This window comes from Alteraurantiacibacter aestuarii (genome assembly GCF_039523595.1).
Taxonomy (GTDB): Bacteria; Pseudomonadota; Alphaproteobacteria; order Sphingomonadales; family Sphingomonadaceae; genus Alteraurantiacibacter; species Alteraurantiacibacter aestuarii.
Window position 1 is genome coordinate 603328 of the sequence record NZ_BAAAFP010000002.1, and the last position, 11967, is coordinate 615294.

At 64.4% G+C, this 11967-nt stretch carries 7 protein-coding genes; 2 read left to right on the forward strand and 5 right to left on the reverse strand.

Annotation, left to right across the window (positions count from 1 at the left end; translation table 11 throughout):
* Positions 1-6: 6 nt before the first annotated feature.
* Together ABDZ98_RS06585 and ABDZ98_RS06590 are read left to right on the forward strand one after the other, a co-directional pair.
* Positions 7-1143: a DmpA family aminopeptidase gene (locus ABDZ98_RS06585; RefSeq protein WP_160590077.1), complete on the forward strand. Its 1137-nt coding sequence runs from the start codon at positions 7-9 to the stop codon at positions 1141-1143.
* Positions 1140-3695, forward strand: a complete 2556-nt coding sequence (locus tag ABDZ98_RS06590) for a CehA/McbA family metallohydrolase (RefSeq protein ID WP_160590076.1) — start codon at positions 1140-1142, stop codon at positions 3693-3695. The genes ABDZ98_RS06585 and ABDZ98_RS06590 overlap by 4 nt, the downstream gene beginning before the upstream one ends.
* On the opposite strand, the gene ABDZ98_RS06595 is transcribed toward ABDZ98_RS06590, so the two are convergent.
* From ABDZ98_RS06595 to ABDZ98_RS06615, 5 genes are all read right to left on the reverse strand, one after another.
* A complete protein-coding gene (locus tag ABDZ98_RS06595; protein ID WP_160590074.1) occupies positions 3692-4882 on the reverse strand; it encodes an aromatic ring-hydroxylating oxygenase subunit alpha in 1191 nt (396 codons plus the stop codon). The two genes, ABDZ98_RS06590 and ABDZ98_RS06595, sit on opposite strands and share 4 nt — an antisense overlap.
* Positions 4882-7326 (reverse strand): M16 family metallopeptidase, encoded by a 2445-nt coding sequence (locus ABDZ98_RS06600; RefSeq protein WP_160590072.1) that lies wholly within the window; start codon positions 7324-7326, stop codon positions 4882-4884. The genes ABDZ98_RS06595 and ABDZ98_RS06600 overlap by 1 nt, the downstream gene beginning before the upstream one ends.
* Positions 7323-8954 carry a phytoene desaturase family protein gene (locus ABDZ98_RS06605; RefSeq protein WP_160590071.1) on the reverse strand — a complete coding sequence of 544 codons (1632 nt, stop codon included), beginning with the start codon at positions 8952-8954 and terminating at the stop codon, positions 7323-7325. The genes ABDZ98_RS06600 and ABDZ98_RS06605 overlap by 4 nt, the downstream gene beginning before the upstream one ends.
* A gap of 83 nt (positions 8955-9037) precedes the next feature.
* Positions 9038-10432: a M20/M25/M40 family metallo-hydrolase gene (locus tag ABDZ98_RS06610; RefSeq protein WP_160590069.1), complete on the reverse strand. Its 1395-nt coding sequence runs from the start codon at positions 10430-10432 to the stop codon at positions 9038-9040.
* A gap of 29 nt (positions 10433-10461) precedes the next feature.
* Entirely contained in the window at positions 10462-11829 is a 1368-nt protein-coding gene (locus ABDZ98_RS06615) for an aminotransferase (protein ID WP_160590068.1), read from the reverse strand.
* Between the last annotated feature and the right edge of the window lie 138 nt (positions 11830-11967).

An 11967-nucleotide genomic window follows, 5' to 3' on the forward strand; every position in this document is an offset into this window, starting at 1 on the left:
ATGACCATGCTGAAGATCGCTGCCGCCATTGCCCTCACCGCGCTGAGCAGCGCGCCCGTTCTTGCCCAGACCGCACCCACCCATGAACCGCGCGCGCGCGATCTGGGCGTGCCTTTCGATGGCGAAACAGGTCCGCTCAACGCCATTACCGATGTGGCCGGGGTGACCGTGGGCTTTGCCACCATTGTTGAGGACGACGATGTGCGCACCGGTGTAACCGCCGTGCTGCCGCGCGGGGCGGACACGATGCACAGGCCCGCCTTTGCCGGCTGGTTCTCCCTCAATGGCAATGGCGAGATGACCGGGACGGCATGGATCGACGAATCCGGCTTTCTGGAAGGCCCGGTGATGATCACCAACACCCATTCCGTGGGCGTGGTGCGCGATGCGGTGATCCAGTGGCGCGTGGCGCAGGGCGGGGCCGATGCCACCGGCTACTGGTGGTCGCTGCCCGTTGTTGCCGAGACATGGGACGGCCATCTCAATGATATCAACGGCTTCCACGTGAAGCCCGAACATGTCTTCGAAGCGATTGAAGGCGCGCATGGCGGCTCTGTCGAGGAAGGCAATGTCGGCGGCGGCACGGGCATGATCTGCTACGAGCTCAAATGCGGCACCGGCACCGCCTCTCGCGTGCTGACGGCTGAGGAGGGCGGTTTTACCGTGGGCGTATTGGTGCAGGCCAATCACGGACTGCGCGATCAGGCGACCATCGCCGGTGTGCCGATCGGGCGCGAGCTTGATACGCCGCGTGTGTGGAATGAGGAAACCGGATCGATCATCATCGTGGTCGCCACCGACGCGCCGCTGCTGCCCACGCAATTGCAGCGGCTGGCCCGCCGCGCATCGCTGGGGCTGGCACGCACGGGCGCGGTCAGCGGCAATGGATCGGGCGATATCTTCATTGCCTTTTCCACCGCCAATCCCGATGCCGCTTCGGAAAATCCGCCACCGGTCGAAATGATCGCCAATGGCAATATGGACCCGTTGTTCACCGCCACGGTACAGGCGGTGGAGGAAGCCATCGTCAACGCGATGGTTGCGGGCCAGCCGATGACCGGGGCCGAGGGGCACCACGTTCCCGCGCTCGACCATGACCAGTTGCGCCAGATACTCGCCCGCCACGGAAGGCTTGCCCAATGATCCGCTCGTTCGCCGCCGCAATCCTCCTCGCCTTTGCGCTGGCCATTCCTGTTAATGCCCAGGATCAGGCTCAAAGCGAACCTCAACCGGGCCGCGAACCGGTGCTGCGACAGGTGGACGTGCCGCATAATTACTACTGGCGCGAAATGTATATTCCCCAGCTTACCAGCGGAGCCAGTTCGCTCAGCTGGTCGCCCGATGGCAGCGCGCTGGTCTATTCGATGCAGGGCAGCCTGTGGCGGCAGGACATCGCCAGCGGTGAGGCGTTCCAGCTGACCGCGGGGCCGGGCTATGACTATCAGCCGGACTGGTCGCCCGACGGCAGCACGATCATCTTTTCACGCTATGATGAGGACGCGATCGAGCTGTGGACGCTGGATGTCGCCAGCGGCGCTGCAAGGCGGCTCACCAGCAATGGCGGCGTCAATCTGGAGGCGCGCTGGTCGCCCTCCGGGGACCGCATCGCCTTTGTCTCCACCTTTGCCACCGGCCGTTTCCGCATCTTCACCGCGGCAATGGATGGCGGCGCATTTGAACCGGTGCAGTTCTCTCCCGAACGCGAGAGCGCGATTTCGCGCTATTATTATTCCACCTTCGATCATGAGCTGAGCCCCAGCTGGTCCCCCGATGGCAGCGAGATCATCTATGTCACCAATCCGGAGACCGGATATGGTACAGGATCGCTGTGGCGCCGCGCGGTTGCAGGCGGAGAGCCGCAGCTTGTGCGCGAGGAGGAAACCAGCTGGCGCGCGCGGCCCGATTGGGGTCCGGGCGGCAGCCGCATAATCTGGTCTTCCTATGCCGGGCGGCAATGGCACCAGTTGTGGATCGTGAATGCGGCGGGCGGCCTGCCGATTCCGCTGACCTATGGCGATTTCGATATCTTCTCGCCGCGCTGGTCACCCGATGGCCGCCACATCGCCTTCGTCTCCAACGAAAGCGGCGACGGGCGTATCGAGATACTGGACCTGCCGGGCGGCGCGCGCCGCGAACTGGCGATCAGTGCCCCTGTCTACCTGCACGATGTGGGCACGCTGGCGCTGACCTTGACCGATGAGGACGGCAGGCCCGTTGCCGCGCGCATATCGGTCACCGGCAGCGATGGCCGAAGCTATGCGCCCGAAACCGCGATGATCCATGCGGATGACAATTTCGACCGTGCCGACCGTGCGCAGGAACAGCGCTATTTCCACGCAAACGGCCATGCCGGGATCACCCTGCCCGTGGGGCCAGCCGAAGTAACCGTGTGGCGCGGGCTGGAACATGCAGTCGAACATCGCACTGTCGATATCCGCCCGGGTCCCGCAACGCGCCTGACCGTGCAGATGCAGCCGATCACACTGCCCGGTTTTGACGCATGGCAGAGCGCCGATGTGCATGTGCATATGAACTATGGCGGGTCCTACCGCATGACGCCCGAACGCATGGTGGCGCAGGCGGCAGCGGAAGACCTCGACATCGTGTTCAACACGCTGGTCAACAAGGAGCAGCGCATTCCCGATATCGAATATGCCGGGACGCAGCCTGACCCAGCCTCCACCGCCGATACGCTGCTGGTGCCTGCGCAGGAATTCCACACCAGCGTTTGGGGCCATCTGGGCCTGCTGGGGCTGACCAGCCATTTCCTGCTGCCCGATTATTCGTCCTATCCCGGCACCGGATTGTTCAGCCTGTTCCCGGACAATCCCACCATCGCCGATCTGGCGCACCAGCAGGGCGCGGTCGTTGGCTATGTCCATCCGTTCGATCCCGGCGCTGAGGCGAACACCTATTCCACGCACCAGGTCCCCGTGGATGCGGCGCTGGGCAACATGGATTATTACGAGACCGTGGGCTTTGCCGATTTCCACACATCGGCGGATATCTGGTACCGATTGCTCAATCTGGGCTTCCGCATTTCTGCCGCAGGCGGGACCGATGCGATGGCCAATTACGCCTCCCTGCGCGGCCCGGTGGGCCTCAACCGCACATATGTTCTGCCCGGTGAACTGGCGGAAGGCCCAAGCCCCGTAGAGCGCCGCGATGCGTGGATTGCCGGCCTGCGCGCGGGCCGCTCGATCGCCACCAATGCGCCGCTGCTGGTCTTTGATCTGAATGGCGAAGGACCGGGCGGTGACATTTCTCTGCCTGCCGAAGGTGGCGAACTGGAATGGACGGCGGCAATGATATCGCTGGCCAGGGTGGATCATGTGGAGATCATCCACAATGGTCAGGTTGCGGCCACGCTGACTTTGGATGCGGATGGCAAATTTGCAGCGGCGAGGGGCACTATCCCGATTTCTGAAAGCGGGTGGATATTGCTGCGCGCGTGGAGCTCCGAAGATCAACCCGAAGTGCTCGACCTCTATCCCTATGGCACCACCAGCCCGGTCTATGTCAGCGTCGACGGAAAGCCCGCCCGGTCCGAGGAAGACCGCCAGTACATGCTCACCTGGATCGACCTGATCGAACAGCACGCGCGGACGAGCGAGGACTATAACGATGCCGCTGAACGCGAGACGGTGCTGGGCAATATCGCCCGCGCCCGCGCCGTGTATGAGGCGATGCGCTAGGCCTCCAGCGCTGCTTCCAGCCGTTCACGCGAGGGGCGCTGCGGCTCCCGCGATATCGGGATTGTGTCGCGCATCCGGTTGGCGAAACTGCGCAGGCAGATCTCGTTCCTGCCCAGCGGCCCGACGGAGAAGCTGGACGAGCCCATGCCGTCCTGCACGCGCTCTATCAGCCCCTTGTCCTCGGTATTCACATCGCGGTTGAGGCGCTGGTTGAGATAGCGCGTCAGGTGCATTTCGCGCCGGTCATCGGGCAGGGCATAGGCCCCGTCGCGCAGGATGCAGGTGGTGGCATCGACGGGGATGAACTGCATGAAATCGATCTGGTCGGGATAGACATCGAACATCAGCGCGGGGAACATGCGGTAATATGTCCACATGCGCTTGCGATCTTCGGGCAGGTGATCGACATCGGGCAGCAGATCGCGGTAGGCCTGAACCGAGAGGCCGGGGGAATGGACCGCGCCAACATCGGCAAAGATCTTGTCCACGCCCTGATCCACCTCCAGCCGGTAGCTGTCACGCACAAGGCTGCTCAGCCCCGGATGCGCCACGCGGATATGCAGCGCATCGACATAATTATCGCAGGCGTTCTTCCAGTTGACCTTGCGGATGCGGCTGCGGATCGGGCCGATTGGCTGCATCTCGTCAAAGCGGTAAATGCCCATTTCCTGCGTGATCGGAGCCAGATATTCGGCCAGCGAAGGCCCGCCCGGCTGGAAACGGATATAGACAAAGCCGCCGCTGATATCCTGTTCGATGGGGAACAGGCCGAAGTCTCCCTTGGCGAAGTTCTCGTATTCCTCGATGAACGGCACGCCCAGCAACTTGCCGTCCAGCGCAAAGCTCCACGCGTGATAGGGGCAGGTGATGCGCCCGCCGCAATTGCCTTCGCTGCCATCCAGCAGGCGCGCGGCGCGGTGGCGGCAGACATTGTGGAAGGCGCGGACCTGCCCGTCCTTGCCGCGCACCACGATGGCGCGCTCGCCCATCATGGCAAAGGCGCGGTAATCGCCCGGATTGGGTATGTCGCTGACGTGGCACACCAGATGCCAGGCAGGCATGAAGATCTGCTGCCGCTCCAGCGCCAGGAAGCTCTCGTCATTATAGGTCCATGCGGGCAGGCTCCACGATGCCTGATCGGATACCAGGCGCGGGCTGCCTTGCGTTTGACTTGCAGAGCCAGTCATCAATCGTCTCCTTCCGGCGCCGGTGTCACATCGACGCGCAATATTGTTCCATTGGCAAAGCCGCGTGCGGCGCGGGCGAGGTCTTCACTACCGATTGCGGCGAGTTGGCGGGAAAGGGCCGCATTGTCCGACAGGCCCCCGCTGGTGAGGAAGTGGCGGGCCAGCGATGTGGCGATTTCCTGATTGTCCATCGCCGCGCTCGCCTCCCGGCCAAGGATATGTGCGCGGGCGGCGGCGATCTCCGCCGCGCCGGGCGGCTGGGTCGAAAGCTGGGCGATATGATCGCGCAGCATCGCTTCAAACGCATCGATCTTGCCCGGATCGACACCGGCGGTGATCTCGATCCGGCCCTGCGCGGCGTCGCCAATGTAATCGCTGCCGATATAGTAGACGAGGCCGCGCTCGCTGATCGCCGCGTCACCCAGCCTGCCGCCATAATCATGCGTCAGCACATACAGCAGCATCCGCCAAGCCAGTCCTTCGCGGCTGGCCGGTGCAGGGGCGGCCACGCTGTAACCGATGGCGGATTGCGCCAGCGGCAACGGGATCAGTGCCTTTTCCATCCCCATTCCGTTCCGGCCCGGCCTGAAACGCGCTGGGCTTGGCAGAGCGGCGGGGCTTGCGGTGCCCAGTTCGCTAGCCAGCGCAGCATAGGCGCTGTCTGTATCGACCGCTCCGCTGACCACGGCAAAGGCAATGCCGCCTGTTGGGCCAGCTGAACTGCTGCTTCCATCGCGCTGTGCGGCCAGCATCTGGCCAAGCCTTGTGGAGGGGTCGTTGCTCGGCTCCTCGGCACTCGGTGGAGAAGCTTCGCGCAGCGCGGCGGCGGCCTGTGCCACCAGACGCGGCAGATCGGCGGCAAGGCCCGATGCCTGCGCCACGCCGATGCCATCGGGTGATCCCTCCAGCCCCAGCCGCGCGCCGCTCTGCACCAGCATCACGCTGGCCAAGGGAGATTGCGAAACGGGGCGCAGTATCACCGGCAGACCGGACGGCAGGTGCCGCAATTGGGCCGGTGAGGCGGCGGTGCCCACATCGCGCACAGCGGGGCGCTGGGCTGACGGGGAAAGGTTGCCAGACGCTGTGGCCAGAGCGCCCGGCGCGCTGCCCGGTCCATACCAGCCAATCGTGCGGCGGGCGGGGTCCAGATATGCCTGCGCCGCGCGCCTTATGTCGTTAGGCATGGTCCGCGCCAGCGCATCATCGAGCGCGAGCAGTTGCTCCAGCGCGCCAATCCCTTCGAAAAAAGCCAGCTGGTGCGCGGCGTCCTCGGTCGTCTCCAGATCGAAGGCGAGTTGCGCGCGCACCGCCGCCCGCGCCGCGTCCAGCGCGGCAACAGAGGGCGCGGCGCTGCGAAAAGCAGCGATCCGGCTTTCCAGTTCGCGCTCCAGCTCTGATCGGTCAGAAGCGGTATCGAGCGAGGCCGAGAGCATGAACAGGTAAGGGTCTGCGGTGGGGATGAACCAGCTCGCCATGTCATCCACGGCGCCTGCCAGCACGGAACCATCGGCAGCTGGGGTGCCCCAGTCATTCTGGCGGAAATTGACGCCCGATCCGCCCGACAGCAATTGCTGCATCAGCAGGAAGGGCGCGAAATCGGCGCTCGATGCCGCCGGTGCGGGATAGGCGATGCGCAGATATTGCCGCTCCACCGGCCCCGCCAGATTGACGCGCCGCAGCCCGGCCTGCGGGGGTTCCACCGATACTACGCGCGGGGCCGCTTCGCGCGCCGCCAGTTCATCAAAATACGCGCGCGCCTGCGCCAGTGCGGCCTGCGGATCGACATTGCCGACAATCGCCAGCACTGCGTTTTCCGGGGCATAGTGGCGCGCGTAATAATCCTCCGCATCCTGCGCAGTCAGCGCGGCGACATCGCTTTCATAGCCGATGGTGTTGTTGCGATAGGGGTGTGCCTGGATGGCGCTGGCGACCACGGCATCGAACAGTACGGTGGATGGATCGTTCTGATAGCCGCGCATCTCTGTGATGACGGCCCCGGCTTCGGCCTCCATCGCCGCAGGATCGATGGTGACGCGCGCCATGCGGTCCGCCTCTATCGCCAGCAACAGGTCCAGCTTTTCAGCGGGCGCGGTGGCGAAATAGGTCGTCTGGTCGATCCAGGTGTAGCCGTGCCATTCGCCGCCCGCATCATAGACGGTATCGGTGGCCGAGCCATCGGGGAAGTTCTCGCTGGCGCGGAAAGCGAGGTGTTCCAGCATGTGGGCAAGGCCGGTCTTGCCCGAAGTCTCATCACGCGACCCGCTTTTGTAGAGCACCTGCACGGAGACGACCGGCAGGCTGTTTTCCTCCAGCACGATGACCGTCAGCCCATTATCCAGCCTGGTGATGCCGGCGCGCGCCAGGTCCAGCTGCGCCTGCGCCGGAACGGCGGGCAGCAGCAGGGCTGGCGCAATCAGCAGGGCCAAGGCGGAGCGCAGTGTCATGCGGCTTTATGCCGCCGCTTTGGCAACCTGTTCTTGCGCAGGTCACGCAGCATTTCACGCGCCGCATTATAGCCGGGAATTCCGGTCACTCCGCCGCCGGGATGCGCGCCCGATCCGCATATATACAGCCCGTCCAGCGGCATCCGGTAATCGGCATAGCCCAGCATCGGGCGGGCGCTGAACAGCTGGTCCAGCCGCAGCTGGCCGTGGAAGATATCCCCGCCGGTGAGGCCCAGCTTGTTCTCCAGATCCATCGGCGTCAGCACCATCTTGCCGACAATCGCGTCGCGGAAATTCGGGGCATAGCGGGTGATGGTGTCGATCACCGTGTCTGCTGCCTGTTCCCGGTGATCGTCCCAGCTTTTGCCATCGGGCAGTTCGGGCGCGAAATGCTGGCAGAACAGGCTGGCCACATGCTGGCCCGCAGGTGCCAGACTGTCATCGATGCAGCTGGGGATGTGCATTTCAATGGCCGGCTGGCTGGCCCAGCCATGCGCGCGGGCCTCGTCGTAAGCTGTCTCGATATACTTCAGCGACGGGGTGATCAGGATGCTGGCCTTGTGGTGGCGGCCGATGCCGTCTGACGGCAGGCAGGTGAACTGCGGCAATTCCTTCAGCGCCACATTCATGCGCAAGGTGCCGCTGGCGCATTTCCAGTCACGCATGCGGCGGGCGAAGGCGGGCGGGACCGCCTCTTCCTCCACCATTTTGCCGAACAGCAGCTTGGGATTGAGGTTGGATGTGATCGCGCGGGCGGTGATGGTTTCGCCGCTTTCCAGCTTCACGCCAACCGCGCGATTGCCGTCTGTCAGCACCTTGGCCACCGGACATTCGGTGCGGATTTCCACGCCCTGCTCAATACAGGCCGCGGCCATCGCCTGGGTGATCGAACCCATGCCGCCCATCGCATGGCCCCATGCGCCTTCCACCCCGTTCACTTCCCCAAACACGTGGTGCAGCAGCACGTAGGCGGATCCGGGCGTATAGGGGGTGGCGTAATTGCCGGTCATCGCATCGAAGGCGAGCACGCCCTTGAGGACATCGGTCTCAAACCAGCTGTCGAGGGTTTCGCCCGCGCTCTTGCCGAACAGGTCGAGCAGGTCGCGCTGGCCTTCGATCCCGACCTTGCGCAGCTTGTTGCCAAGGCCCGCCGCGCCCAGCAGCTCGCCCAGGCCGCCGCCGACATTGGGCGGGGTCACATGCAGCGTTTCGCGCAGCAGGTGCATCAGCTGGTCCAGCCTGCGGTTGTATTCAGGGAAGGCCGCCGCGTCCTTTTCAGAGAAGCGGGCGATCTCTGCCAGCTTGCGGTCCTCATCCTTGCCCATCAGGAAATAATCATCGTCGCCCAGCGGCACGAAATAGCCTTCGGAACGGATCTTCACTTCCAGACCGTGGCGCGCCAGATCCATGTCCGCGATCACCGTGGGGCTGAGCAGGCTGACCGAATAGCTGGCCACCGAATTGCGAAAGCCGGGATGGAATTCCTCGGTCACCGCCGCGCCGCCGACGATTTCCCGCCGCTCCAGCACGCAGACCTTGTGGCCCGCGCGGGCGAGATAGAAGGCGCAGGTCAGCCCGTTGTGGCCGCCACCGATCACGATTGCGTCATATTGCGGTGCTGCGGCCATGAACTTCCTCTCGCTGTCAGACGTCTTGTTTAACAGACGTAAAACAGTGTTTCAATCGGGCCGTGGCGCCGATCTGCAATTGCTCAGTCTATGGTGGCTACATCCCTGGTCAGATCGTACCAGAAGCCCAGTGCATCGGCGAAGGCATCGATGCCGATCCGCTCATCCATGCCATGCGCGCGGATATCGTCCGGGTCCTCGGCAATGGCGCCCACGCCGTAGACCGGAATGCCGACCTTGCGCACGAAAGCGCCATCGGTCGCGCCGGTGCTGAGTTCGGGAATGATCGGCACGTCGCCCCAGTATCGGTGCGCCGTTGCGGTCACAGGTCCCAGCACATCATCGCGCAAGGGCGATGGCGGGCTGGGGTTGGCTGGAAAAATGAGTTCCACATTCACCCCGAACGGCGCCACCATTGCGCGGATCGAAGCCTCGATATCGTCGGTCGATTCCTGCGGCAGCACGCGGCAGTTCACCACCGCGCGGGCGGTCTGCGGCAGGGCGTTCTCTGCATGACCGCCCGATAGCTGGGTGGCGACGCAGGTCGTGCGCGCCAGCGAGTTGTAATAGGGGTTGTCACCGATCCCTTCCGGCCCGTCCGTGCCGTTTTGCGCCGCTGCCAGCGCTTCCAGCAGCGGGCGGTCCTCATCGGGCGCAACCACGCTCCAGTTGGCGAAGAAGCCGCGCGATGTCTCATTCAGGTTGATCGGGAAATGATGGTCCTCCAGCGCCACCAGCGCGCGCGCCAGCTGCGAGATCGGACTGTTGGTCTTGGGCACGGAAGAATGGCCGCCGGGATCGGACGCGCTCAGCGCATAGGTGACGTACACCTTCTCCGCCGTCTGGATCACGAATGCGCGCGGCTGCTGGTCATCGCCCACGATCACCAGCCCGCCATCGGTGTTGAGCGCGAAATCGGCATCGATCAGGTCGCGCCTTTGCGTGGCGAGGAAATCGGCGGCGAAACCGTCCGTCTCCTCATCGGCGGTCAGCATCACGATCAGGTCACGGTCCGGCACAAAGCCTTCGCGCTTCATGGCGATGAGATTGGCCACCAGTATCGCCGCACCGGCCTTGTTGTCGGTGGCACCGCGGCCATAGATATAGCCATCCTGCTCGGTCGCCTCATAGGGCGGGACCGACCAGTCCGACGCCAGACCTTCCACCACATCCAGATGGGCCATCATCAGCACGGCCCCGGCCTGCGGATCGGGCGAGCGCAGCCGCACTACCAGATTGGGCAGCTTTTCCGTCAGGCCCACCACGGTGATTTCATCATCGCCAAAGCCACCATCGCGCAGGGCTGCCTCCAGCAGCGCCACCGCGCCGCGCGTGTCGCTGCCGCCGCTGGGTGCGGTGTTGGTTTCGATCAGGCGTTCCAGCAGGTCACGCGCCAGCGGCATATCGGCCTGCGCCATTGCCGGGGCCGAACAGGCCAGCGCTGATGTGATCAGCAATGCTGTGAGGGTGCGATACAAGGCGCGTTCCTTTCGTTTCAATGCTGCATTCAATTCGGGGCGAGCCCCCGGGCCGTCAGCCATTCCAGAGCGTCATCCAGCGCGGCGCGCACGCGGGCGAACATTTCATCCAGTTCCGCCTCACTGATCACCAGCGGCGGAGCGAAGCACAGCGTATCGAAAGTGGCGCGGAACAGCACGCCGTGTCGTATTCCGGCCGTATCCGCACACCATGCCCCCACGCCGTCGGCCGGATCGTACAACGCCCTGGTTTTGCGGTCGCGCACGATCTGCAGCGCGCCGATCATGCCGACAGAGCGCGCCTCGCCAATCAGCGGGTGATCGGCCAGCGCCTGCAGGTGCCGCGCGAACACCGGGGCCATGCGCTGCGCCTGCCCGAAAATGTCACGTTCGCGGTAGATGTCGAGCGTCTTGAGCGCGATGGCGGTGGCCAGCGGATGGCCCGAATAGGTATAGCCATGCGCGAACACGCCCAGCGTGGCGCTGGCATCCTCGAACGCCTGATAAATCTGCTGCGGCAACAGCACCGCGCTGATCGGCACATATCCGGAGGACAGCGCCTTCGCCAAGGTCATCGTATCGGGCCTGAGGCCCATCGTCTGACTGCCGAAGGCCTCTCCGGTGCGGCCAAACCCGGTGATCACCTCGTCCGCGATCAGCAATATGTCGTGCCGGTCCAGCACCTGCCGCACCTGCGCGAAATAGCCGCGCGGCGGGATTACCACTCCGCCTGCGCCCAGCACAGGCTCGGCGATCATGGCGGCGATGGTTTCGGGGCCTTCGGCAACGATCATCGCCTCCAGTTCGGCAACCAGCCGTGCGGTGAAGGCATCTTCATCCTCGCCCGCGTGCGCCTCCAGATAGGCATAGGGACAGCGCGCGCGCAAAATGCCGGGGATCGGCAGGTCCCACTCGCGGTGGAAGCCCGCAAGCCCGGTCAGGCTGGCCGCGCCGATGGTGACGCCGTGATAGCCGCGATCGAGCGCGATGATCTTCTTCTTGCCCGGTCGCCCGATCAGATTGTTGTAATGGCGGACCAGCTTGATCTGCGTGTCATTGGCATCGCTGCCCGACTGGCCGAAGAACACGCGCGCGGCATCGAACGGTGCCATCGCCACCAGCCTGTCCGCCAGGTCCAGCGCGCCCTCATGCGCCTTGCCGGCAAACAGGGTGGCATAGGAAAGGTCGCGCAGCTGGCGGGCGGCGGCCTCTGCCAGCTCCTCGTCACCATGACCCAGCGCGGTGCACCACAGGCCCGAAAGCCCCTCGATAAAATCGCGGCCCTCGCGATCGAAGATGCGCACGCCCTTGCCATGGGCAAACACCAGCGGGCCGGACTGCGCAGCCGACCGCAGATTGGTGGTTGGGTGGAGCAGCGCACTTGCGATTGTCGTCATCAGCCGACCCTTTATCTGGCAGGTTATCTGGCAGGCCTGCGATCCTAGGCCCGCTTGTTTCGGCAAGAAACCATTTAGATCGCGAATGGCCGCATTCGCTACTGCAGCGCTTGAAACTATCCCGGGAATGGCGCAGCA